At 63.9% G+C, this 24,117-nt stretch carries 24 protein-coding genes and 1 tRNA gene; 13 read left to right on the top strand and 12 right to left on the bottom strand.

Annotated elements, in window-relative coordinates; all coding sequences use genetic code 11:
• Window positions 1–157: 157 nt before the first annotated feature.
• Window positions 158–1,942: an IlvD/Edd family dehydratase gene (locus tag NR126_RS22420; RefSeq protein WP_256831543.1), complete on the bottom strand. Its 1,785-nt coding sequence runs from the start codon at window positions 1,940–1,942 to the stop codon at window positions 158–160.
• A 46-nt stretch (window positions 1,943–1,988) separates the two neighbouring features.
• Complete coding sequence (locus NR126_RS22415; RefSeq protein WP_256831542.1) at window positions 1,989–3,170, bottom strand: fumarylacetoacetate hydrolase family protein; 1,182 nt, start codon at window positions 3,168–3,170, stop codon at window positions 1,989–1,991.
• 113 nt (window positions 3,171–3,283) lie between these two features.
• Here NR126_RS22415 and NR126_RS22410 point away from each other — a divergent pair, with 113 nt between their 5' ends.
• The 8 genes from NR126_RS22410 to NR126_RS22375 all read left to right on the top strand — a co-directional run bounded on the left by NR126_RS22410 (window position 3,284) and on the right by NR126_RS22375 (window position 10,553).
• Window positions 3,284–4,234, top strand: coding sequence for a LysR family transcriptional regulator (locus NR126_RS22410; RefSeq protein ID WP_105755561.1), 951 nt, complete (start codon window positions 3,284–3,286; stop codon window positions 4,232–4,234).
• Between the two features lie 243 nt (window positions 4,235–4,477).
• Window positions 4,478–6,058, top strand: a complete 1,581-nt coding sequence (locus NR126_RS22405) for an aldehyde dehydrogenase (NADP(+)) (RefSeq protein ID WP_256831541.1) — start codon at window positions 4,478–4,480, stop codon at window positions 6,056–6,058.
• Window positions 6,059–6,153: 95 nt separating this feature from the next.
• A complete protein-coding gene (locus NR126_RS22400; RefSeq protein ID WP_027620293.1) occupies window positions 6,154–7,524 on the top strand; it encodes an MFS transporter in 1,371 nt (456 codons plus the stop codon).
• Window positions 7,521–8,261 carry an SDR family oxidoreductase gene (locus NR126_RS22395; protein WP_256831539.1) on the top strand — a complete coding sequence of 247 codons (741 nt, stop codon included), beginning with the start codon at window positions 7,521–7,523 and terminating at the stop codon, window positions 8,259–8,261. Before NR126_RS22400 ends, NR126_RS22395 begins: the two co-directional genes overlap by 4 nt.
• Before the next feature lie 29 nt (window positions 8,262–8,290).
• Window positions 8,291–9,139 carry an ureidoglycolate lyase gene (locus NR126_RS22390; RefSeq protein ID WP_256831536.1) on the top strand — a complete coding sequence of 283 codons (849 nt, stop codon included), beginning with the start codon at window positions 8,291–8,293 and terminating at the stop codon, window positions 9,137–9,139.
• Window positions 9,140–9,330: 191 nt separating this feature from the next.
• Entirely contained in the window at window positions 9,331–9,783 is a 453-nt protein-coding gene (locus NR126_RS22385; RefSeq protein WP_027620290.1) for a YMGG-like glycine zipper-containing protein, read from the top strand.
• Between the two features lie 174 nt (window positions 9,784–9,957).
• Window positions 9,958–10,032 (top strand) — tRNA-Gln (locus tag NR126_RS22380).
• A 140-nt stretch (window positions 10,033–10,172) separates the two neighbouring features.
• Window positions 10,173–10,553, top strand: a complete 381-nt coding sequence (locus NR126_RS22375; protein ID WP_256831533.1) for a RidA family protein — start codon at window positions 10,173–10,175, stop codon at window positions 10,551–10,553.
• Between the two features lie 22 nt (window positions 10,554–10,575).
• On the opposite strand, the gene NR126_RS22370 is transcribed toward NR126_RS22375, so the two are convergent.
• From NR126_RS22370 to NR126_RS22345, 6 genes are all read right to left on the bottom strand, one after another.
• Complete coding sequence (locus NR126_RS22370; RefSeq protein WP_256831532.1) at window positions 10,576–12,009, bottom strand: amidohydrolase family protein; 1,434 nt, start codon at window positions 12,007–12,009, stop codon at window positions 10,576–10,578.
• A gap of 23 nt (window positions 12,010–12,032) precedes the next feature.
• The gene (locus tag NR126_RS22365) at window positions 12,033–12,806 is read right to left on the bottom strand and encodes an ABC transporter substrate-binding protein (protein WP_256831531.1); all 774 of its coding nucleotides are present in this window, start codon (window positions 12,804–12,806) and stop codon (window positions 12,033–12,035) included.
• Window positions 12,807–12,881: 75 nt separating this feature from the next.
• On the bottom strand, window positions 12,882–13,148 hold the full coding sequence (locus NR126_RS22360) for an Ada metal-binding domain-containing protein (RefSeq protein ID WP_256831530.1): 267 nt from the start codon (window positions 13,146–13,148) through the stop codon (window positions 12,882–12,884).
• Window positions 13,145–13,756: a DNA-3-methyladenine glycosylase gene (locus tag NR126_RS22355; RefSeq protein ID WP_256831529.1), complete on the bottom strand. Its 612-nt coding sequence runs from the start codon at window positions 13,754–13,756 to the stop codon at window positions 13,145–13,147. The genes NR126_RS22360 and NR126_RS22355 overlap by 4 nt, the downstream gene beginning before the upstream one ends.
• Before the next feature lie 36 nt (window positions 13,757–13,792).
• Window positions 13,793–14,545, bottom strand: a complete 753-nt coding sequence (locus NR126_RS22350) for an SGNH/GDSL hydrolase family protein (protein WP_256831526.1) — start codon at window positions 14,543–14,545, stop codon at window positions 13,793–13,795.
• A 9-nt stretch (window positions 14,546–14,554) separates the two neighbouring features.
• On the bottom strand, window positions 14,555–15,175 hold the full coding sequence (locus NR126_RS22345) for a LysE family translocator (RefSeq protein WP_256831523.1): 621 nt from the start codon (window positions 15,173–15,175) through the stop codon (window positions 14,555–14,557).
• Between the two features lie 266 nt (window positions 15,176–15,441).
• Here NR126_RS22345 and NR126_RS22340 point away from each other — a divergent pair, with 266 nt between their 5' ends.
• Window positions 15,442–16,377, top strand: coding sequence for a LysR family transcriptional regulator (locus NR126_RS22340; protein ID WP_256831521.1), 936 nt, complete (start codon window positions 15,442–15,444; stop codon window positions 16,375–16,377).
• On the opposite strand, the gene NR126_RS22335 is transcribed toward NR126_RS22340, so the two are convergent.
• Both NR126_RS22335 and NR126_RS22330 read right to left on the bottom strand, forming a co-directional pair.
• Window positions 16,362–16,808: a heme-binding protein gene (locus tag NR126_RS22335; protein WP_105755571.1), complete on the bottom strand. Its 447-nt coding sequence runs from the start codon at window positions 16,806–16,808 to the stop codon at window positions 16,362–16,364. The two genes, NR126_RS22340 and NR126_RS22335, sit on opposite strands and share 16 nt — an antisense overlap.
• An 11-nt stretch (window positions 16,809–16,819) precedes the next feature.
• On the bottom strand, window positions 16,820–18,169 hold the full coding sequence (locus tag NR126_RS22330) for an amidohydrolase family protein (protein WP_105755572.1): 1,350 nt from the start codon (window positions 18,167–18,169) through the stop codon (window positions 16,820–16,822).
• A 249-nt stretch (window positions 18,170–18,418) separates the two neighbouring features.
• Here NR126_RS22330 and NR126_RS22325 point away from each other — a divergent pair, with 249 nt between their 5' ends.
• Window positions 18,419–18,802, top strand: coding sequence for a nuclear transport factor 2 family protein (locus tag NR126_RS22325; RefSeq protein WP_027620279.1), 384 nt, complete (start codon window positions 18,419–18,421; stop codon window positions 18,800–18,802).
• Window positions 18,803–18,957: 155 nt separating this feature from the next.
• Here the strand turns inward: NR126_RS22325 and NR126_RS22320 are convergent, their stop codons facing one another.
• Window positions 18,958–20,115 carry a S9 family peptidase gene (locus tag NR126_RS22320; protein ID WP_105755573.1) on the bottom strand — a complete coding sequence of 386 codons (1,158 nt, stop codon included), beginning with the start codon at window positions 20,113–20,115 and terminating at the stop codon, window positions 18,958–18,960.
• A 58-nt stretch (window positions 20,116–20,173) separates the two neighbouring features.
• Window positions 20,174–21,136 carry a LysR family transcriptional regulator gene (locus NR126_RS22315; RefSeq protein WP_027620277.1) on the bottom strand — a complete coding sequence of 321 codons (963 nt, stop codon included), beginning with the start codon at window positions 21,134–21,136 and terminating at the stop codon, window positions 20,174–20,176.
• A 257-nt stretch (window positions 21,137–21,393) separates the two neighbouring features.
• Here NR126_RS22315 and NR126_RS22310 point away from each other — a divergent pair, with 257 nt between their 5' ends.
• The 3 genes from NR126_RS22310 to NR126_RS22300 all read left to right on the top strand — a co-directional run bounded on the left by NR126_RS22310 (window position 21,394) and on the right by NR126_RS22300 (window position 24,112).
• Window positions 21,394–22,332 (top strand): VOC family protein, encoded by a 939-nt coding sequence (locus NR126_RS22310; RefSeq protein ID WP_256831520.1) that lies wholly within the window; start codon window positions 21,394–21,396, stop codon window positions 22,330–22,332.
• Between the two features lie 157 nt (window positions 22,333–22,489).
• A complete protein-coding gene (locus NR126_RS22305; protein WP_105755574.1) occupies window positions 22,490–22,900 on the top strand; it encodes a Rieske 2Fe-2S domain-containing protein in 411 nt (136 codons plus the stop codon).
• 87 nt (window positions 22,901–22,987) lie between these two features.
• Window positions 22,988–24,112 (top strand): FAD-dependent oxidoreductase, encoded by a 1,125-nt coding sequence (locus NR126_RS22300; protein WP_105755575.1) that lies wholly within the window; start codon window positions 22,988–22,990, stop codon window positions 24,110–24,112.
• The last annotated feature ends 5 nt before the right edge of the window (window positions 24,113–24,117 follow it).

Here is a 24,117-nt window from a genome sequence, read left to right as displayed (position 1 = left end):
AAACTAACGAGTAATGCTAATGGCAGGTATGAAGGAATGTACTAGCTCGTTTCTCGATTCCTGTGTAGGAGCTGGCTTGTCGGGCCCCTTCGCTGGCAAGCCAGCTCCTACAAGGATCGGGGCGCCCCCTCAATTCACATCCGGGGGCGATCCACCATCAATGCGAATGCCGCGGCTCACCGCTGCGGGCGATGATGCGCAGGTGCAGGGTCGCCGGTTCCAGACAGCCGCCGGTGGAGAGTTGGCCGACCAGTTGCCGGTAGAGCTCCTGCCACGGGGTTTGCGAGGCCGGGATGTTCGGTTTCCACAGCGCCCGGCGGCGGGCCATTTCGGCTTCGTCCACCAGCAGGTTGACGCTGCGGGCGTTGAGGTCGACCACCAGTCGGTCGTTGGTTTCCAGCAACGCCAGGCCACCGCCGACCGCTGCTTCCGGTGACATGTTGAGGATCGACGGGCTGGCCGAGGTGCCGCTCTGGCGACCGTCGCCGAGGCAGGGCAGGGAGTCGATGCCTTGCTTGATCAACGCTGCCGGCGGCGCCATGTTCACCACCTCGGCGCTGCCCGGGTAGCCGACGGTGCCGGCGCCACGGATCACCAGGATGCAGCGCTCGTCGATGTCCAGCGCCGGGTCGTTGATTCGGGCGTGATAATCCTCCGGACCCTCGAACACGATAGCCCGCGCCTCGAATGTGTTCTCCGCGCCAGGTTCGGACAGGTAGGTCTTGCGGAAGGCCTCGCCGACCACCGACATTTTCATGATCGCGCTGTCGAAGAAGTTGCCGCTGAGCACGATAAAGCCGGCGCGGTGTTTCAGCGGGGCTTCGAAGGGGTGAATCACATCGGCGTTGCTGGTCAGGGAATCGCGGACGATCTGGCCGATGGTCTGGCCGCTGACCGACGCGCAATCTTCATGCAGACGCCCGGCCTTTTGCAGTTCGTGCATCACCGCCGGAACGCCGCCGGCGCGGTGGAAACCTTCGCCCAGGTATTTGCCGGCCGGCATGCAGTTGACCAGCAGCGGCACGTCTTCGCCGATCCGCTGCCAATCGTCAAGGCTCAGTTCGACGCCCATGTGCCGGGCGATGGCGATCAGGTGCGGCGGGCAGTTGCTCGAGGCGCCGAGGGCCGAGGCCACGGCAATCGCGTTCTCGAAGGCTTCGCGGGTCATGATCTGAGACGGCCGCACGTCCTGGCGCACCAGCTCGCAAATACGCTTGCCGGTGGCATAGGCCATTTGTCCGCGCTCGCGGTACGGCGCCGGAATGCTCGCGCAACCGGGTAGCGACATGCCCAAGGCTTCGGCCAGGGCGTTCATCGACAACGCCGTGCCCATGGTGTTGCAGTGTCCCACCGACGGCGAGGCGGCGGTGGTCATTTCCATGAAGCCTTCGTAGTCGATTTCACCGGCGGCCATCAGGTTGCGTGCATGCCAGAGCACGGTGCCGGAACCGATCAGCTCACCCTTGTGGTGACCGTCGAGCATCGGCCCGCCCGAGAGCACGATGGCCGGCAAGTCGGTGGTGGCGGCGGCCATCAGGCAGGCCGGGGTGGTCTTGTCGCAGCCGGTGGTGAGCACCACGCCGTCCAGCGGATAGCCATGGAGGATTTCCACCAGCCCCAGGTAGGCCAGGTTGCGGTCCAGGGCGGCGGTGGGGCGGCGAGTCTGTTCGGCGATCGGGTGCACCGGAAATTCCATGGGAATGCCGCCGGCGTCGCGGATCCCGGCCTTGATCCGTTGCGCCAGTTCCAGGTGGTGGCGGTTGCACGGAGTCAGGTCGCTGCCGGTCTGGGCGATGCCGATGATTGGCCGGCCCGACTGCAGCTCTTCACGGGTCATGCCGTAGTTCATGTAGCGCTCGACGTAGAGCGCGGTCATGTCGGCATGGGCAGGGTCGTTGAACCATTGCTCGCTGCGCAGCGGGCGTTTTGGAATGTCGGTCATGTTGTTTTTTCTCTTGTAATGGGCGAATCGACAAGCTGTCTGGACGTTATCGGGCAAGCAGGCCGCGGGCTGCCAGGTTGCGCATCAGCGCGCTGACGCCAAAGGTCCAGGGTGCTGCGGTGCTGCTATGAGTCACGCGGTTGTGCAGGCTGCCGAGCAACGGGCTGCTGATGCGTACCTGGTCGCCGAGCTTATGGGTAAAGCCGCTGCCGACGTGATCACGATCCTCGGTCGGGGCGAACAGGGTACCGAGAAACAGCAGGAAGCCGTCGGGATATTGATGGTTGGCGTTGAGCGTCTGCCCGGCCAGGTCCGCCGGATCGCGGCTGATCTGGTTCATCGAACTGGAGCCGTGCAAGCGATAACCGTCCTCGCCCTCGACCTGCAGATCGACCACACAGGCCCGCACATCGTCGAGGCTGAACTGCTCGTCGAACAGGCGAATAAACGGGCCGATGGCGCAGGAGGCGTTGTTGTCCTTGGCCTTGCCCAGCAACAGCGCGCTGCGGCCTTCGACGTCACGCAAGTTGACGTCGTTGCCCAGGGTCGCGCCGTGGATCTGCCCACGGCTGTTGACCGCCAGCACCACTTCCGGCTCGGGGTTGTTCCATTGCGAGCCGGGGTGAACGCCGATCTGGCTACCCGTGCCGACGGCGGCCAGCAGCGGAGACTTGGTGAAGATCTCGGCGTCCGGGCCGATGCCGACTTCCAGGTATTGCGACCACATGCCCTGTTCGATCAGCAGTGCTTTCAACTGCAGAGCCTGGGTTGAACCCGGGACGATCGAGCGCAGATTGTCGCCGATCACCCCCTGGACGATCTCGCGAACTTCTTCAGCCTTGGCTGCGTCGCCACCGGCCTGTTCCTCGATTACTCGCTCGATCATGCTCGCGGCGAAGGTCACCCCGGCGGCCTTGATCACTTGCAGGTCCAGCGGCGGCAGCAGGTGGGCCTGGTTCGGGTCGGCATGGGGGCCGGTGTTGGCCAGCAACGCCTCGACGCTGCCGATGAACGTACCCGGGCTTCGGCGCACGGCCGCCACGGGTTCTTCGGTTTCCAGCAGGTCGCTGAGGGTCGGGAAATGCGCTGAGAGGTCGAACACACCATCGCCGCGCAGCACGATCAGCGACGGCCCGGCAATCGCCCCTGGCACCCAGGCGCGACCAATCAGGGTGCCGGATACGCCGTCGATCGGCAGGGTGTTTTCGGGGGTGAGCAGTAGCGACATGGCGAAACTTCCTGGTGGGTGAAGGCTTCACGCTATGACTGGCAGTCGATAAACTCCAATGAGATCTTTTCAGTAATCGATAACGTATGGTTATTGTTCGCCGAGGAACCCCCATGTCGGAACTGTCCTTCTCCAGCTTCTGCGGCTGGCTCAAATTCAGGCACCTGCTACTGATCGACACCCTGGGGCGCACGCGCAACATGCACCTGGCGGCGCAGCAGATGAACCTCAGCCAGCCGGCAATCAGCAAGATGCTCAAGGAAATCGAAAGCTTGCTGGGCTTCGCCCTGTTCGAACGCCAGCCACGCAGCATGCCGCCGACGGCGCTGGGCGAGCACGTGTTGCGTTACGCGCAGATTGCCTTGAACGATGCGCGCTCGTTCGTCGAGCAGATCGGCAGCCTGCGCGAAGGCGGGCATGGCCATCTCAAGGTCGGCGGGATCTTCGCCGCCACCGCCATTGCCTTGCCCGAGGCGATCCTGCAGATCAAGCAGCGCTGGCCGCTGTTGTCGATCGAGGTGGTGGAGCAGACCAGCAACCACCTGATGGAAATGCTCGAAGAGAAAAAACTCGACCTCGCCGTGGCGCGCTTCACCGAGCAGGGCCAGCAGCAGCGCTACGACTTCCAGCCGCTGGCCCCGGAGCCGTTCTGCATCGTGGTCAACAGTCAGCATCCGCTGGCGGAGGCGGGGCCGACCTCGTTGCAGCAACTGGTGGACCTGCCGTGGATTCTCTACCCGGTGGGCACGCCGATTCGAGCGCGCATGGAGCGGGCGTTTGCCGAAGCCGGGGTGGCGATGCCGAAAAACACCGTCGACACCATTTCCATGCAGACCTTCCTCCAGGTGCTGCGTCGTGGCCCGATGATCGGCATGCTGCCCGATGCGATGGTCGACTCGCTGCTGGAAAGCGGCCAGCTGAAAACCCTCGACACGCCCCTGCACCTGGCGCCCCAGGATTACGGGATCCTGACGCGCAAGGGTGAGCCGTTGGTGGGAGCGGCGCTGGAGTTTGCCGAGATTCTCAAGGAAAACGCGCGGTTGGCGGGGAATGCGGTTGGGTGATAGGGGAGTAACTCGACAGTCCCCTGTAGGAGCGAGCCTGCTCGCGAAGGCGGTATATCAGCCCACATTCATATTGGATCTGACGCCGCCATCGCGAGCAGGCTCGCTCCTACAGGTACTGCGCCAATTCAGGCAAAATTCGATAACCAACCGTTATCACTTAATCCAAAAATGCCATTGGGAATGAATCGATTCGCGGCAGTAGAGTACCGACCAGATTTCACTCTGGGTCAGGAGACTGTCATGCCCGAACTGTCTGGTCACAACTTCATCGGCGGCGCCCGCAGCGCGGCTGGCTCCGTGGTCCTGCACAGCGTTGATGCGACTACCGGGCAGTCATTGCCCACCGGCTTTATTCAGGCCACCGCAGAAGAAGTGAATGGCGCCGCCCAGGCGGCCCATCAGGCCTACTCCGTCTACCGAAACCTGCCAGCCACGCGTCGCGCTGAATTCCTCGACGCCATTGCCGATGAGCTGGACGCCCTTGACGACACCTTCGTCGCCCTGGTCTGCCGCGAAACCGCCTTGCCGACAATGCGCATTAAAGGTGAGCGGGCGCGAACCAGCGGCCAGATGCGCCTGTTCGCCCAGACCCTGCGCCGTGGCGATTTCCTCGGCGCCCGCATCGACCTCGCTTTGCCGCAACGCCAGCCCTTGCCGCGGGTCGACCTGCGCCAGTGCCGCCTGGGCGTTGGCCCGGTGGCAGTGTTCGGTGCGAGCAACTTCCCCCTGGCTTTTTCCACCGCTGGCGGTGACACCACCGCCGCGCTGGCCGCCGGTTGCCCGGTGGTGTTCAAGGCCCACAGCGGCCACATGGCGACCGCCGAGCAAGTGGCCGAGGCGATCATTCGCGCCGCCGAAAAGACCGGCATGCCCGCCGGTGTGTTCAACATGATCTTCGGCGCCGGGGTCGGTGAAGCGCTGGTCAAGCACCCGCTGATCCAGGCCGTCGGTTTTACCGGCTCGCTCAAGGGCGGCCGGGCACTGTGCGACATGGCCGCCGCCCGTCCTCAACCGATTCCGGTGTTTGCCGAGATGAGCAGCATCAACCCGGTGTTGGTGTTGCCCCAGGCGCTGCAGGTACGCGGCGAGCGTATCGCCAGCGAACTGGCAGCCTCGGTGGTGATGGGCGCGGGCCAGTTCTGCACCAATCCCGGGCTGGTGATCGGCATTCGTTCGCCTGAATTCAGCTCGTTCCTGCAGTCCCTCGGCGGGCTGATCGCCGAGCAACCGGGGCAGACCATGCTCAATGCCGGCGGCCTGCGCAGCTATGTGCAGGGTTGCCAGGGCTTGCTCGAGCATCCACAGATCACTCATCTGGCCGGGCAGCCGGAGCAGGGCAATCAGGCCCATGCGCAACTGTTCCAGGGCGATGTCGAGCTGCTGCTCAGCGGCGACGAACTGCTTCAGGAAGAAGTCTTCGGTCCGGCCACCGTAGTCGTCGAAGTGGCTGACCGCGCGCAACTGCTGGCGGCCCTGCAAGGCCTGCGCGGTCAGTTGACCGCGACCCTGCTGGGTGAGCCGGACGAACTGGCACAGGCCGGCGATCTGGTGGCGCTGCTCGAGCAAAAGGTCGGTCGCGTGCTGGTCAATGGCTACCCGACCGGTGTCGAAGTCTGTGATGCCATGGTCCACGGCGGCCCCTGGCCGGCCACCTCGGATGCCCGTGGCACTTCGGTGGGCACCCTGGCCATCGACCGCTTCCTGCGCCCGGTGTGCTACCAGAATTTCCCCGACGCCTTGCTCCCCGAGGCCCTGCAAAACCGCAATCCACTGGGGCTGATGCGCCTGGTCAACGGAGAAAAAACCACCCAGGCACTCTAGTCCGACGGCACTTCAACGCCGGGTGCGATACCCGCCCGGCGTGACCCATTCGATAAAAACAATCAGGCATGTCCACATGCCCAGGGGTTACCTACATGCAAACCGTATCCGAGCATCTGCCCGCTCAGGCGCACGCCAGCGAACTCGATTTCGAGGACCGCACTTACCGCAAGGTCATCTGGCGCATCCTGCCAGTCCTGTTGCTGTGCTACATGGCGGCCTACCTGGACCGCGTCAACATCGGCTTCGCCAAGCTCGACATGCTGGCCGAACTGCAATTCAGCAACACCGTTTATGCCCTCGGCGCCAGCATGTTCTTCTGGGGCTACTTCCTGTTCGAAGTGCCGAGCAACCTGTTGCTGCATCGCTTCGGCGCGCGCTTCTGGATCGCCCGGATCATGCTCAGCTGGGCAGTGATTTCCATGGCGGTGGCCTACACCGTGCCACTGGCCGCGTTCTTCGGTATCGAATCAAGCACCATGTTTTACGTGCTGCGCTTCCTGCTGGGGATCTGTGAAGCCGGGTTCTTCCCAGGCGTCATCCTCTACCTCAACTACTGGTTCCCGACCCACCGCCAAAGTCGCGTGATGTCCGGGTTCCTGATGGCCATGCCGATCAGCCTGACCCTCGGCGGCATCCTCTCCGGCTGGCTGATGACCAGCATGCAGGGCGTGCACGGCCTGTCCGGTTGGCAGTGGATGCTGATCATCGAGGGCATTCCGTCGATCATCATGGCCTTCGTGATCATCGTCTGCCTGTGCGACAACATCGATAAGGCCAAGTGGCTCAACGCCGCGGAAAAAGCCTTGCTCAAGGCCAATCTGCAGACCGACAACCAGGGCAAGGTGTCGCGCCTGAGCGAAGTGTTCTTCAACCCGCGCGTATGGCTGCTGGTGCTGATCCTGCTGACCTTCAACACCGGTTTCTACGGCCTGGCGTTCTGGATGCCGTCGATCATCAAGAGCACCGGCATCACCAACAGCCTGCACATCGGCCTGCTGACCGCGATTCCCTACGGCGTGGCGACCGTGGTAATGCTGCTGAATGCGCGGCATTCCAACCGCACCGGCGAGCGTCGTCTGCATGCGGCGATCCCGGCGTTCATCGGCGGCCTGGGGCTGATCCTCAGCGCGTTCTTCGCTGACAATCTGGTGCTCTCGGTGCTGTTCCTCAGCGTCGCGGCCTCGGGGATCCTCAGCCTCATGCCAATCTTCTGGACCCTGCCGGGCACCTTGCTCTCGGGTGTGGCCGCCGCAGCCGGGATCGGCATGATCAACGCCATCGGCAACCTGTCGGGCTTCACCGGTTCGATGATCACCGCCGTCGCCGAGAACCTCACCGGCAATATCAACAACGGCACCTACGTCCTCGCTCTGTGCCTGTTCGTCAGCGGCGGGCTGATCCTGGCGATTCCTGCCGGCATGCTCGGCAAGGCGGCGAAAAGCACAAAAATGGAGAAACAATGAACATGCACAACAAGCGGGTGCTGGTGACGGCAGCCGGGCAGGGCATCGGCCGGGCGAGCGCCATCGCCTTTGCCGAGGCGGGCGCGCAGGTATTCGCCAGCGACATTGATGTGACGGGGCTGCAAGGTATCGCCGGGGTCGAGGCGATCACCCTCGACGTGACGTCGCCCGAGGCGATCAACGCAACCTGCCAGCGAATTGGCGGCCTCGATGTGCTGTTCAACTGTGCCGGCTATGTGCACAGTGGCAATATCCTCGACTGCGACGAAGCGGCCTGGGCGCGCTCCATGGAGATCAATGTCACGGCCATGTACCGGCTGATTCGTGCGGTGCTGCCAGGCATGCTGGAACGTGGCGGCGGCTCGATCATTAACATGTCGTCGGTGGTCTCCAGCGTCAAGGGTGTGCCCAATCGCTTTGCCTACGCCGCGAGCAAGGCGGCGGTGGTCGGCCTGACCAAGGCGGTCGCCGCCGACTTCATCGGCCAGGGCATTCGCTGCAACGCGATTTGCCCGGGCACCGTCGAGTCACCGTCGCTGCGCCAGCGCATCGCCGAACAGGCGGCACAGCAGGGCGTCGCCGAGGAGCAGGTGTACCAACAGTTTCTCGCACGTCAGCCCATGGGCCGCATCGGCAGCGCCGAAGAAATCGCCCAACTGGCTTTGTACTTGGGCAGCGATGCCTCGGCCTACACCACCGGTGGCGTGCACGTCATCGATGGCGGCATGAGTATCTGAAGCCTCTTTATCTAGTAGCAGGAGATCCCATGAAATTATTGCGTTATGGCGAAAAGGGTGCGGAAAAACCCGGACTGCTGGATGTCCACGGGCAGATTCGCGACCTCTCGGCACACGTCCCGGACATCGCCGGCCTGGCGCTGGGCGCCGACAGCCTGGCCAGATTAGCGGCCATCGATCCGCAGAGCCTGCCTCTCGTGTCGGGCCAGCCACGGATCGGTGCCTGCGTCGGTCAGGTCGGCAAGTTCATCTGCATCGGCCTGAACTACGCCGACCATGCCGCCGAGTCGAACATGGAAGTGCCGAAGGAGCCGATCATCTTCAACAAGTGGACCAGCGCCATCTGCGGCCCCAACGACGACATTGAGATTCCGCGCGGGTCGGTCAAGACCGACTGGGAAGTCGAGTTGGGTGTAGTGATCGGCAAGGCCGGGCGCAACATCGATGAGGCCAACGCCATGGAGCACGTGGCCGGCTACTGCGTGATCAACGACGTCTCCGAGCGCCAGTGGCAACTGGAGCGCGGCGGTACCTGGGACAAGGGCAAGGGCTTCGACACCTTCGGCCCGATTGGCCCGTGGCTGGTGACCCGCGACGAAATCGCCGACCCTCACGCCCTTGACCTGTGGCTGGAAGTCGACGGCCATCGCTACCAGCAAGGCAACACTCGCACGCTGATCTTCAACGTGCCGCAACTGATCGCCTACCTCAGCCGCTGCATGAGCCTGCAACCCGGCGACATCATCTCCACCGGCACCCCACCGGGCGTCGGCCTCGGCATCAAGCCCAACCCGGTCTACCTGCGCCCCGGCCAGACCATGCGCCTGGGCATCGCCGGGTTGGGTGAGCAACGCCAGGTGACGGTGCAGGCAGACTGATGACTGCTTATCAGGCGCTGCAGGTGTTGGATGTGCCGGCTTGTCTGGCACACCGAGGTGTTTGAATCGCTGCGATGCGGCGTCTCGACAAGCCAGCTCCCACAGGGCTGTGAACTGCACCCCGGCACAACCCTCCAGAACAGGTGATCTACACTGCATTGACCCAATGCAATCACCGCTCGGAGGTCATCATGAACAGGTTGTCGTCCATTAGCCTGTGCGTCGCGTTGTCGGTCGCCGCCACCCAGGGATGGGCTGAAACGGTGGTGCCGATGAAGGGCCAGAACTCGCAGCAGGTCCAACTCGATATCAACGAATGCCACAGCATCGCCGCCAGCCAGGGCACTTCGACCACCGGTACTTCCGGTGGTCGCCTGCGTGGGGCGGCCGTCGGCGCGGCGGCGGGTGCGGTGGGCGCGCAGGTCCGGGGTAATCAGCGAGACGAGGTGTACGACCGCGTCGATGACGACGTCAAACAGGAATACCGCCAGGATCGCGCCAAGCAGACCGCTGCTGCCGGTGCCGTGGTCGGCGGCTCGCGGCAACGCCAGGAGCGTCGGGCGGACGCCAAGGCCGGTAGTTCTGCCAGCTCCAGCGCCTACACCAGTTGCCTGCAGGGCAAGGGCTATCAGGTCACACCTTGAGTCGGGCGGGGCGCTTTAGCGGGCTGGCAAACCGCTCAATTCATGGTTCAAGGGAATAAGTAGCTGTTTTCAAAACAATTTGTTTGCTCGGGGGGTTCACAGACACAAGAAATGTTGGTAAATTGCCGCCCACTCGCACAGAGGCCAGCCAAAGGCCAATGATCGAAGTGCTACAGGGGCGTCGCCAAGCGGTAAGGCAGCAGGTTTTGATCCTGCCATGCGTTGGTTCGAATCCAGCCGCCCCTGCCATATTCTTCCTGCTCTTCCCGGTAAAACGAGACAGAGCAGACAAAAAACGCCAAGGCCTTTCAGCCTGGCGTTTTTTTTTGCCTGCGGGGTGGGGCGCGGTAGACTGGCCGGCCTTTTTCCTTCTCAACGCAGAGACCCCGATGGCCAACCAAGACATCTCCTTCACCCCCGATCCGGATGCCGATTCGATTTCCTCCGACGTCGCCGGCTTCAACGGCGTGCTGGTCTCCACCCAGATCCCGACCCGCGCCGACGGCAGCCTCGAACTGGGCGACATCACCCTGCAAAGCGAATGCACCCTGCAGGCACTGAAAGTGGCCCTGGAGCGCGCCGGCAGCTCGATGGACCGGGTTATGCACCTGACCATTTACCTCACCGACATGGCCGATCGCGCCGCCTTCAACGAAGTCTACAAACGCTTCTTCGCCAAGCCTTGGCCCGTGCGCGCCGCCGTCGGCGTGGCCAGCCTGGCGGTCGAAGGCATGCGGGTGGAAGTGACGGCGATGGCGGCCAAGGCCTGAGCCTCGCGCCGCCATAGGGTGCTCAACGGCGAATGAACCGGCCGTTGCGCGCCTCGGTGCTGGCGCCCTGACTGAATGACAGCGCGCCATTGACCCACACTGCCTCGATGCCTTGCGGCGGCTGGGTCGGCGCATCGAACGTGGCGCAGTCGCGGATTTGCCCGGCATCGAACAGCACCAGGTCGGCCCAGGCGCCGACCTTGAGCACGCCACGCTCGCGCAAGCCGAAACGTTCGGCGGGCAGGCCGGTCATCTTGTGCACCGCTTGCTCCAGGCTGAACAGGCCCTGGTCGCGGCTGTAGTGGCCGAGGACCCGGGGGAAAGTCCCCCACAGCCGTGGGTGCGGGCGCGGGTCGTTGGGCAGGCCGTCGGAGCCGATCATGGTCTGCGGGTGGGCGAGGATGCGCTGCACGTCGTGCTCCTCCATTTCGTGATAAATCGCCCCCCCTGGCTCCAGGCGCCGCGCCGCTTCGACCTGCGGCACCTGCCACAGGTCGGCGATGTCCTTGAGGGTTTTCCCGGCCATCTCTGGATGGGCCGCGGACCAGGTGATCTGGATCTTGAAGCCCTCGTCGACAATCGCCGGATCGATGGTGGTCGAGCTCGCCGCATAGGGATAACAGTCACAGCCCAGCGGCTGTTGCTCGCGTGCGGCATCGAGCCGAGCGAGGATCGCCGCGCTGCGTCCCCAATTCTGCCGCCCGGCGCATTTGAGGTGGGAGATGATCACCGGCACCCCGGCGTCGCGCCCAATGCCGATGGCTTCGTCGATGGCTTCGACGATCCCGTCGTCTTCCGAGCGAATGTGGCTGACGTAAATCCCGCCGACGGCCTGCAGGGTCGCGGCCAGCTCATCGACCTCGGCGGTCGGCGCCTGCGCCGCGTTGCGGTAGGCCAGGCCGGTACTCAGGCCCAGCGCACCTTGCTGCAGCGCCGCGTGCAGGTCGTCCGCCATGGCCGCGCGTTCTTCAGCGCTGGCCGGGCGATCGAAATGCGCCATGTGGTTGGCGCGCAAGGCGGTATGCCCGACCAACGCCGCCACGTTCACCGCCGGCCGCACCGCTTCGATGGCCTCGGCATAGGCGGCGAAACTCGGGTAACGGAAATCCTCGGCGGTGCCCAGCAGGTTCATCGGATCCGGCGGCTCGCCGCGCAGGCGCACGCCGGCGGCGCTGATGCCGCAGTTGCCGACGATCACCGTGGTCACGCCCTGGCAGATCTTCGGCAGCATCGCCGGGCTGGTGAGCAGGGCCAGGTCGTCGTGGGTGTGGACGTCGATAAAGCCGGGGCTGAGGACCTTGCCTTCGGCATCGATCTCTACCCGGGCCTGCAGCCCGGACAAATCGCCAAGCGCCTGGATTCGCCCCTCATGCAGCGCGACATCGCCGCGAAACGGCGCCGCCCCGGTGCCGTCGATCAGGGTGGCGTTGCGGATCAGGGTGTCAATCGCGTGCATGCGTGGACTCCAGCAGGTCAGGTTCAGTTGCCGTAGATGTCGTAGCTGAAGTATTTGCCCTGCACCTGGGCATAGGTGCCATTGGCGCGAACCGAGGCAATCGCGCGGTTGAAGCGTTGCGCCAGTTCGTCATTGCCCTTGGCCACGGCAATCCCGGCACCTTCGCCGAAGTACAGCGAGTTGCGCAGCTCCGGGCCGACAAAGGCAAAACCCTTGCCCTGCGGGGTCTTGAGGAAACCTTCGTCCAGCGGCGCGGCGTTGGCGATGGTGCCGTCGAGGCGGTTGGGGACCATGTCCAGGTAGATTTCCGACTGCGCGCCATAGCGCACCACTTGCGCCCCCAGCGGCTCGATCTTGTCGCTGGCGTAGCGATCCTGGGTGGTGCCACGCTGCACGCCGATGCGCTTGCCCTTGAGTTCGCCCAGATCATCACTGACCGCAACACCCTCGCGCATCACCAGGCGCGCCGGGGTGGCGTAGTACTTGTCGGTGAAGGTCACCGAGCGCTTGCGGTCGTCGGTGATCAGCATCGAGGAAATCGCTGCGTCGATCTTGCGCACTTTCAGCGACGGGATCAGCCCATCGAATTCCTGCTCGATCCACACGCAACGCACCTGCATCTGTGCGCACAACGCGTTGCCAATCTCGTAGTCGAAACCGCCGAGGCTGCCGTCGGCATTCTTGAAGGCGAAGGGCGGATAACCGGCCTCAATGCCCAGGCGCAGGGTTTTATCCTCGGCCTGCACACCCAGGGTGCAAAGACTCAGTACACAGCCCAGCCACAACGCTTTTTTCATGGGAGACCCCCGGGGCTGAGCCCCTGTTGTTTTTTTCGAGGAGTTGAGTGAGGTTATTTGTCCATAATGGACTTATTAGTCTCGAATGGTCAATTCGTTTTTCCACCGCCCATAAGCCTCGCGCCGGCACACCGCACACGGCCGATACCCGGCGGCGATTGCGCCGTCCTCGTCGGCAAAGAACACCCGATGCCTGACATAGCCGCCACGGGCAATGGCGCGCAGGGCGCCGGGGCAATCCAGGCGGCCGTAGATTTTCGAGCGTCGATGGCCGCCGAGCAGGCCGGGGTGTTCACTGGCGACGGGTTGACCGTCGGCGTCGAGCAGCCAATAGATTTTCAACCCTTGGGCACTCGCCACAAGTACCAGGCGGCTGCCGTGCGATGGGGGCTCCAGGCTGCGCCGAGTTCGCTCATTGCCCGTGGCTTCGGCGTGTCGCTCAGGCCTTTGAGGCGGCGATAGCCATCGCGCACACCAAAGTCGTCGGCGGGCAGGATGTCCGCTCGTTCGAGGGTATAAATGAGCAACATCTCCACAGTCCAGCGACCGATACCGCGCAAGCGGGTCAGGCGTTCGATCAGCATTTGATCGTCCATGGCCTGTGCTTCCCGGTAGGCCGGCACCGTGCCGTCGAGGGTCGCGGCGGCGATGCCGTGCAAGGTGGCGATCTTGCTCGCGGAAAAACCGCAACCGCGCAGCACGCTGATGTCGCTGACGAGCAACTGCTCAGGGCTGGGGAATACCTGCTCGGGAAACAGTGCCAACAGGCGCGCGACAATCGCATCGCCGGCACGGGCGTGCAGTTGCTGGTAGGCGATGGCCCGCACCAGCGCCTCGTAGGGTTCGCGGGCGGGTTTTGGCTCATGCAGGCAAGGGCCGATGGCCGCGACATGGCGCGCCCAGTCCGGATCGAGGGCGGCGAGGAACTGGCTGGCGGTGGAGTAGGGCATGGTGGGGTTCGCGAACGTCGGGATGACTTGGGCAGGTTAGTCGTCTGCGCGCTGCGTCGCACCCGCCGTCTTGCGTTCAAATTCGATCGGCGAGGATTGGATGATCGTCCGGGCAGCTCGTTCGGCCCATTGGCTGTAGATCATCGGGCCGGGATGGAACCCGTCGCGCGCCATTTGCCCGGCCGTTGGCGACAGGTTGATGTCGAGCAAGGTGCAGCCGGCGGTCTGCTCCACCAGCGTCGCCAGATGCTGGTTGAAGCGTCTGCTGCGGCTGCCCAGGTAACCTCGCAGCGGACGCGGCAAGGCCGGGAACAGATGCATCGGTGGCAGCGGCGAGACGATAATCTGGTTCACGCCGAACTTGTCACGCAACAGCTGCAGCAGGCGTTCTTGCAGCATCAGCCATGGCTCCAGACGGATCCGACTGGTGACGTCGTTGACGCCAATCGACAGCAGCGCCACATCGAAAGGTTGCGCGTCTTGTGCCTCCAGCAGCGTCAACAGCGCCAGGGAATTCAGGCCCGATTGCGCCCACAGCATCCAGTCGACTTGATAGTCGCCCGCCAACTGCGCCACCAGCCGACCGCAGAGCGCTTCATCCTGGGTCTGTGCGCCAACCCCGGCGGCTGCCGAGTCGCCGCCAATCAGCAGTCGCAAGGGCGAGCCGCTGCCGGCCTGACCCTGGCGTTCACCGCTCGCCTCCGGCAGTCGGGGCGTGACCCAGCGGGTATAAAGACCCTGCAATAAAAGCAGCGGACCGAGCACACGCTCGGCGAACTGTTCATTCATGACGACAACTCAGGCCCGACGCGCCAGCAACAACACACTGGCCGCCGCCGACAGCAGGCCGGCGCAGCAGCGATTGAAAAGGCGCTTGCCCCGTGGCTGGCTGAACCAGCGGCGCATGTGCAGGCCCATGTAGGCGTAGGCCGCGATGGCGATCCACTCCAGGGCCAGGAACAATGCGCCAAGCACGGCGAATTGCGGCGCGACCGCCTGGCTTGGATCGACGAACTGCGGCAGGAAGGCAGTGAAGATCAGGATGGCTTTTGGATTCCCCGCCGCCACCAGAAACTCTTGGCGCGCCAACCCGAGCAAGCCAACCTCGCTGCGCTTGGTCTGGGCCTCGACCTGCACGTCGGCGGTCCACAGCTGCCAGGCCAGGTACAGCAGGTAAGCGGCGCCAGCGATCTTGATCCCGTAGAACAGCCACTCCGAGGTCTGCAACACCACCGCCAGGCCGGCGGAGGCGAGGGCGATCATCGCGGCGAATGCGAGCAACCGACCACCGCCGGCCAGGCACGCGGTGCGATAGCCGTAGCGCGTGGCATTGCTGACCGACAACAGATTGTTTGGGCCAGGTGCCATGTTCAGGGCGAAGCAGGCGGGGAGGAACAGGGTCAGGGTGGCGAGGTCCATTGGTGGCTCCGGGCGAAGGGGCGATGGGGCGAAGAGGGAGTGTGCATCATTTGGGGGCGGGGCTGATAGCCGCGTGCGGTGTGCCAGGCTTATCGAGTGGCGGCCATCGCTGGCAAGCCAGCGCCCACAGCGTTTTCCAGTCGGCCGCAGCGGGCGCAGCTCCAGGTATCACAATCCCCACTACCTGCCATCCCGACACACGATTGGTCGGCCCCCTTCGCCCCACGTCACCCTAGCGCCTTCGACGAATAAAGGCCCGCCGCACCATGCGTTACCGACGTCTTGACCTGAACCTGCTGGTAGCCCTGGACGCCTTGCTCAGCGAATGCAGCGTCAGCCGCGCTGCCGAGCGTTTGTGCCTGGGGCAGTCAGCGACCAGTTCGGCGCTCGGGCGTTTGCGCGAGCATTTCAATGATCCGTTGCTGGTGCAGGTGGGTCGGCGTCTTGAGCCGACGGCGATGGGCCTGGCGTTGGCGCCCAAGGTCCAGCAAGCCTTGGCGCTGACCCGTGAAATTGTCGATGCGCCGCTGGATTTCGACCCGGTCAATTGCACGCGGCAATTCACCCTGGTGGCCTCCGACTATGTGGCCGGGGTGCTGTTGCCGGCGATCAGTCGCGAGCTCGCACGGGTGGCGCCGGGAGTGCGTTTGAGTCTGCGCGATCTGCCGGTGCCGCGTGACGGCGATGTGGTCAGTGAAGCCCTCGACTATCGGCGCAGCGATTGTGTGATCGTGCCCCAACGTCGTTTGAACCCGGCCTACCCCCAGGTGCCGCTGATCAGTGACGTGCTGTGCTGCATGGTCTGCGCGCAGGCGCCGCAGTATGCCGAGGGCTTGAGCCTGGCGGACTTCTGCGCCGCCGAACATGTGGTCCGCGAGTTCGCCGACGGCCGCAACCTGGCGATGGATGCCTTGCATTTGCAGGAGCTGGGTATTGATCGGCGGGTGGCAGTGGCGTTGGAAAGCTTTGCGCTGATGCCGGAATTCGTCGTCGGTACGGCGCGCATCGCCACCCTGTTCCGGCGTCAGGCTGAGGGGTTTGCCCAGCGCTATGGGCTGCGCATTCATCCCGCACCGTTGGCGTTTCCGCAGGCCGTGCAGGTGTTGCAATGGCATCCGTATCAAGAGCGCGATCCGGCGCTGATGTGGTTTCGCGGCCTGTTGCTGGAGCAGGCCGCGTTGCTCGATCAACCCGACGACTGATCGCCGGTATCAGCCACCAGCCCGGCCAGCTCGATGGCCTGCACCGCGCAGCGTTCGTCGTTGTCCGAGGTGTCGCCGCTGATGCCGATGGCACCAACTATCATGCCCTCGGCATTGCGGATCAGCACCCCGCCGGCCACCGGAATCACTTCGCCGGCGGTCAGGCTGTTGATCGCGTCGAAAAACGCCGGCATCGCCTGCGCCCGCCTGGCCAGCTCACGCCCGCCAAAGCCCATGCCCAGGCAGCCACGGGCTTTGCCGTTGGCGATCTGCGGACGCAGGAAGCTCGCCTGTTCATCGCGCAACATTGCCAGTGGATGAGCGGCGGCATCCAGTACCACGGCGGCCAAGGGTTTGACCCCGATGTCCCGGGCGATGCGGATCGCGCTGCTGGCGATCTCGACGGCGGTGTGTAAATCCAGAGTGCGCATGCTGTCCTTCCTCATATTGCCCACTTGCCCAGTTGGGCGACGCGGTCGCGGGTGTACAGGTCGGTCCATTTCAGCGAGTTGAAATCCGACACCTGCTTGGGGTTGTAGGGGCTGCGTTCCAGGCGCACCGGCTGGCCGGCCTTGTACACCGCCTTGAGGCGCGAGCGGTCCTGGAGGATGCGGATATCCTGCAGCGGCGAGCCGTCGAGCAGCAGGAAATCGGCCTGCTTGCCCACTTCCAGCGAACCGAGGGTCTCGCCACGGGGCATGCAGCGCGCGCCGACGGCGGTCGCGGCATACAGGGCTTCGGCGGGGGTGAAGCCGAGGCGGCTGACCAGCAGTTCCAGTTCCCGGGCGTGCCATTCGCCATAGGGGGTCACGGCAAAGCCGCTGTCGCTGCCACAGGCGAAAGGCACGCCGGCGGCCTTGGCGCGCTTGAGCACCGCTGAACCGACTTCCAGGGTGCGTGCGCAATAGCCGGCATAACCGGTGCTGATCGCCGGGTCGTGGGCCTGGCAGAAGTCCACGGTGTTCTGCGGGAAGGTCATGGTCGGCGCCAGGATGCTGCCGGCTTCGAGCAAGGCTTCGATGCAGGCGTCGTCCATATAGAAGGCGTGGAACACCAGGTCGACCCCGGCGCGGGCGGCGTACATCACCGCCTCGCGGCCGTAGGCGTGGGTCGCCACCTTGCAGCCGAGGCGATGGGCCTCTTCGACCATCTCGCGGGTTTCGTCGGCGGTGAATGCGGCGATGATTTCGCCATTGGGCCGGCGGTGGGTGCCATCCATGGCGATCTTGATCAGGTCCACGCCATCCTTGGCCTGCTTGCGGATTTCCGCCAGGGCTTCGCTGCGGCTGGTGACCAGGCGGGCGGTGAAATATTCCGGGGCGCCGACGCGGCTGGGGAACCAGTCGTTGAGGCTCTGGCGATTGGTGATCACCCGGCTGCTGGCGGCAATCCGCGGGCCTTCGAACAGGCCAGCCGCGACCGCATTGCGCACGGCAATGCTGAGTTGGCCGCTGTCGCCGGGGCAGACCATGCTGGTCACGCCGGCAGCCAGCACGTGTTGGGCGAAGAACATCCCGCGCAGCGCACGGAATTCGTCGCTGGTCCAGATATCGATGTCTTCCTCGCTCTGGGCGTTGCCGAACGCCAGGTGGGTGTGCACGTCCACCAGGCCCGGCATGACGAAGTTGTCGCCGGCATCCACCACGCGGTCGCCCGCTTGTGGCTGCGGGGCCATGGCGGTGGGGCCGACGTAGCTCAGCAGGCCGTTTTCCACCACCAGGGTTTGCTGTTGGCGGGTGTGCAGGCCCGTCCCGTCGAACAGGGTCTGGCATTTCAGGTGCAGGGCGTTCATGGCGTTCTCACGTTGTTTTTGGTTATGCCGGGCGAGGCTAGGGCGCGGAAGGGGAGGGCACCAGCAACTTGCGTCAATGCTTGGGTATTGATGGGGTCGATAGTGGCTGTGGGTCAGGCACCGTGGGCCTTGGCGATGTTGCGGGGCGGGTATCGCGAGTGACGATGGCTGGCATCGTGATCGGCGATTTTTTGTCGATCGGAGCTGCCGACTATGGTGCGCGCTCAATCCACGCAGAGAACCCCTGACATGACCACCGAAACGCTGAAAAACCAACTCCTGGCCCTTGAACAGGAGCGCCGTCGGGCGCTGATCGAAGAAGACCATCCACGGGTCGCCGAGCTGTTCGCCGATGACCTGGTGTATGTGCACACTACCGGGTTGGTGCAAGACAAGGCGCAGTACCTGGAGTACGCGAAAAGTGCTGTCGAGTATCTGGAGATCGAGCGGGGCGAGTTGCTGATTCGGTTCTATGGCGAGCGCCTGGCGGTGATGACCGGCAGCCAATGCAATACCCTGCGCAAACGCGGCGGCGAGCAGTCGATTCGCGGGGATGGCTTTGCCACGCAGGTGTGGACGTTGGGGGAGGCGGGCTGGCAGATCAGTTCGTTTCAGGGGACGCGGGCGATGTGACCCATCATTGGTAGGAGTGATCTCCCAGGTTTGCTGCTGATCACAGATTCTGTGGAGCTTGCACAGAATCTGTAGGAGCCAGCCTGCTGGCGATGAAGTTGATGCGGTTTGGCTGCTGGCCTCATCGCGAGCAGGCTCGCTCCTACAAAGGGCGGTCAGGCGGTGTGACCACCCAGATTCTCCGCTACCCAATCCGCAATGTACTGCCCGGCATTGATGCTGTTGTCAAAGCTCGAATGCTGCACGCCGCCCTCGCGTTCGGTGAAGATTTTCAGTTCGCGCTTGGGGCTGTTGACCAGTTGCTCGTAGGTACGCTGCGCCCATTTCAACGGGATCTGCGAATCCTTTTCGCCGTGGGTGACCAGGAACGGCACCTTGATCCGGTCCAGCACGCCGTCGAGGTGGACGTTCTCGGCGATCGCCATGAATGCTTCCATGTCCTTGGCGCCCCACACCCATTGCACGTGCGCCCAGTAGTGCGGCACCGGGAAGCTGCCTTCTTTTTCCAGGCGGCGCTTCTGCACGTCGCGCCAGTCATGGTTGGCGCCCCAGACCACGCCGCAGGCAAAGCGCGGTTCGAAGGCCACCGCGCGCGGGCAGTAGTAGCCGCCCAGCGATACACCTTCCAGGCCGATGCGTTTGGCATCTACGTCGCTGCGGGTTTCCAGCCAGTCGACCACGCGGCTGGCCCAGTGCTCGCTGTCGTAGCGGGCGATCAGGTTGTGCAGGCGCAGCGCTTCACCGGTGCCGGGCTGGTCGATGATCAGCGACGACACGCCGCGCTTGGCCAACCAGGCCGGCAGGCCGACGCGGTATTTCATTTCCTTGGTGGAATCCAGGCCGTTGACCTGGACCAGGATCGGCGCCGGGCCGTTCACGCCTTCGGCGCGCACCAACAAGCCGGAAATGTGTTTGCCCTCGTATGGGATTTCAACGCGCTCGCAGTTCTCCCGCGACAACTCGATGCCACGCTTGAAGGTCTGCAGAAAACGCTGGTACAGCTCGCTGCGGCCCGGCGCGCCATGGGCTTGCAGGCGCTCGCAGGTGAGGTAATAGGTGGCGGCGCGGTTGTATTTTTCACCGGCAGAGAGCAAACGGCCCTGGCCTTCGTCTTCCTCGGCCAGGCCGCAGAGTTTGTCGGCCATCTTCGCCCAAGTCTCGCGAAAGGCCTTGGTGCCCGCGGCATCGGGTTGCAGGGCGGCTTCCTGCAGCGGTGCGCACATCTCTTCGATTTCGCCCATGCGCGCGCCCATTTCAATGGCCAGGTTGACGGAGAGATTCCACACGTAATTGGTTGGGAAGTAGCGGAACATGATGTTGTTGTCCTTATGGTTGCCTTGGCGTTCTCAAGGCACGTTAAGGACGCCCCGGCTAGTTGACCAATCGTGACTCGGGATGCGAGGTATCACCGGCGGCGATAGGAGCCTGTTCCAGGTGCTGGACAAACTCGCTGATGCGCTCGCGCAGCCAGCGGTGCATCGGGTCGCCGTCGACACTGCGGTGCCAGAGCATGCACTCGCGCATCACCGGGATTTTCACCGGCGGATTGAGGATGCGCAGCGGCAAATGCTCGGCGTACAGCCGCGCCAAACGCTGGTGCATGGTAGCAATGCGCTGGGTGCCGACCACCAGTTGCGGCAAGGTATTGAAGTCATTGGTGATCACCTCGATACGGCGATTGAAGCCGTACTGATTCATGAACCACTCCTCGATGCTCAGGTGCCGGGTACGGCCAAATCCGACCGAGACATGGCCCATGTCCATGTACTGCTCCAGGCTCAGGCTGTCGCCGACCAGGGTATTGCCGTTCCACACCACGCACACGTGTTCTTCCTCGAACAGCAACTGGTGCGGGTGGCCGTCGATGATGTAGCGCTCGGGCACGATCATCAGGTCCACCTCGCCGCGCACCAGCAGCTCGCCGGAGTTGTCGCCGGGGCCGAGCATTTCGAAGGTGATGTTCGGCGCTTCCTGGTGGATCTTCTGGATCACCTGGGCGAACAGCACGCTGATCAGGTAATCCGAGGTCACCAGGCGGAAGTGGCGTTTGCTGGTGGTGGGGTCGAACACCGGCTTGGCGGTGATTGACGACTGAATCGTCAGCAGCACTTCGCGGATCGGCTTGGCCAGCTCCTGCGCATAGGGCGTGGGCTGCATCTTGCGCCCCACCTGCACCAGCAATTCGTCTTCGAAGTAGTTGCGCAGCCGACCGAGCACGCCGCTGGTGGCCGATTGGGTCATGTGCAGGCGTTCGGCGGCACGGGTGATGTTCTGCTCTTCGAGCAGGACATCGAGTGCCACCAGCAGATTGAGGTCCAGGTGGTTGAAACGCATCAGGCATGTCCGCTTTTGTATTTATTTTCGCGATACATTCCGGTGATTTCATTGTGCCGTCAACCCCGCCTGCAAGTATCGCGTTTGCCGATAGGTCACATCCCCACTCGCGATTAGTCAGCTGCCCTGCGCCACGTCAATCTTCGCCGCAGTCGGACCTGTGGCCGACACCACCCGCGGATTCCATGCGCCGCCCAACGCCCGATTCGAGCGTTCGGCCGCCGTCTGCGGATAATAATTTCAACGGAGTGGTAGCCATGAACATCATTGGTCTTGATGCCCTGATCTTTGGCGTCGATGACGTCCAAGCCTGTAGCACTTGCCTGAGCGACTATGGCCTGGCGCCGGTCGACGTCGACAGCAACGGCGGGCGCTTTGAAGCACTGGACGGCACGGCCGTGATCATTCGCCGGGCGGATGACCCGAGCTTGCCAGCGGCCATCGGCCCAGGCCCATCGATTCGCGAGACGGTGTACGGCGTTGCCAGCGCCGCCGACCTCGACGCCATCGAAGACGAACTGGCCCGCGATCGCCAGGTCAGCCGCGACAACGGCGTGCTGCACAGTGTCGACGACATGGGTTTTGCCATTGCCTTCCAGGTCACTGTGCGCCGGCCGTACAGCGCCCCGGACGACCTGAGCAACGCCGCCGGCCACGCGCCGCAAAGGCCGCTGAACCAGCCCGGGATCACCCTCGACATGCAGGCGCTACCGCGCACCTTGTCCCATGTGGTGTATTTCGTGCCCGACGCGGCCAAGGCCGAAGCCTTCTATGCCGAACGCCTGGGTTTCCGCACCACCGACACCTTTGTCGGCGCCGGCCCGTTCATGCGCCCGGCAGGCTCGGACGATCACCATTGCCTGTTCATGATCCAGACCCCACCGCACATGAAAGGCTGCGAACACTTCACCTTCCACATGGGCAGCGGCACCGAAGTGCTGCTGGCCGGCACCCGCTTCGAGCAGAAAGGCTGGACCAGTTTCTGGGGCCCGGGCCGTCACCTGTTTGGCTCCAACTGGTTCTGGTACTTCAACAGCCCGTTGGGTTGCCACATCGAATACGACGCCGACATGGACAAGCATGACGACGCCTGGGAGGCCCGTCGCGCGCCGCTGTCGGCGGATAACTCGCAGCTGTTCCTGTTCAATTCGAAAGCCAAATGGGCACCGGGTGGGCCGCCGCCGAAGGGGGTGTGACCACGGGTTTTGCGATCAGCCACCACCCACCCCCTGTAGGAGCGAGCCTGCTCGCGATGAGCCTGAGGGCACCGCGCTCCTCCAGATTGAACGCGTCATCGTTGACGACCATCGCGAGCAGGCTCGTTCCTACAGGGTATGTGTGTGGAGGTTAATTATGAGTCATGCCGATTTTCCACTGTGCCTGCTGGACGATTTGCACGAAGGCCAGGCCCGCGGATTCGATCCGTTGCAGCGCGGCAAGGACAGTGTCTTTGCCCTGATTCACCAAGGACAGCCAAGGATTTACCGCAACAGCTGCCCCCATCTGGACGTGCGCCTGGAGTACCGCAAGGACCGGTTTTTATCCGCAGACGGCCAGTTGATCGTCTGTTACGCCCACGGTGCGCAGTTCCTGCCGGGGACCGGGGAATGCGTCTACGGCCCTTGTCTCGGGCAACAACTGGAGGCGTTGCCGTGGCGGGTGGAGGAGGGCTGGCTGGTGGTGCGGATGCCGGTCGTGGAGACAAATCCGCCGCCGTTTGAGGTATCGCGTTTGCAGATACATCACATCCCTACTCGCGATTAGTCAAATCCCTGCTTTGCCGGGAAGCTGGACCCAACGACGCAGTGCCCGACGCTGCAGCGAACCACAAGAATAAAAAGTGAGAACCCCATGAATGCAGTGAGCAAAGTTCTGATTGTCGGCGGTGGCATTGGCGGCCTGTGTGCGGCCATCGCCTTGCGGCGCAAGGGCATTGAGGTCGATCTGGTCGAGCTTAAGTCGGAGTGGACGGTGTACGGCGTCGGCATCATCCAGCAGAGCAACGTGGTCCGCGAGATGGCCAAGCTCGGCGTGCTCGACGGCTATCTCGACGCCGCCTACGCCTTCGAAGACGTCGCCATCTACGGCCCGGCCGGCCAACAACTGGCGCGCATCCCGGGGCAGCGCCTGGCAGGCCCGGAGTACCCGGCCAACGTTGGCATCTCACGCCTGGCACTGCACAACGTGCTCTGCGAAACCACCCTGCAACTCGGCGCCCAGGTGCGTCTGGGTCTTAGCGTTGAAACCCTCGACGAACGTGGCGACAAGGTCGACGTCCTGTTCACCGATGGCAGCCGCGCGGAGTACGACCTGGTGGTCGGCGCCGATGGCCTGTTCTCGAAAGTTCGCGGCCTGATCTTTGGCGACACCTACAAGCCGCGCTTCACCGGCCAATCGGTGTGGCGCTACAACTTCCCGCGTGCGCCGCAGATCGATCACCTGGCCAACTACCAGAGCGCCGAAGGCAATGCCGGTCTGGTGCCCTTGGCCGGTGACCTGATGTACCTGTTCCTGACCTCCCACGAACCGACCAACCCATGGATGGACCCAGCCACCCTGGCCGAGCAGATGCGCCAGCGCCTGCAGGGCTTCAGCGGCCTGATCGGCGAATTGCGCGAGCAAATCAGCGACAGCAGCCAGGTGGTCTACAAGCCGATGGAAGTGGTGTTCGTCAACGAGCCCTGGTACCGCGGGCGGGTGCTGCTGATCGGTGACGCCGCCCACGCCACCACCCCGCACCTCGGCCAGGGCGCCGGCATGGCCATCGAAGACGCCATCGTCCTCAGCGAAGAGCTGACCGCCGGCGGCGACGTCGAGCAGCAGCTGCAGCGCTTTATGGCGCGGCGTTTCGAGCGCTGCAAGTACATCAGCGAAAGCTCGATCCTCGCCGGCGACAAGGAAATGCAACACGACCGCGAGTTCGACCGCATCGGCCTGGTCAAGCAGATGCTCGCCCGGACGGCGGAGCCGATCTGATTCGG

The sequence above is a fragment of the Pseudomonas sp. Pse1 genome (assembly GCF_024519635.1).
GTDB lineage: Bacteria > Pseudomonadota > Gammaproteobacteria > Pseudomonadales > Pseudomonadaceae > Aquipseudomonas.
This window is presented reverse-complemented; position numbering and strand designations above follow the sequence as displayed.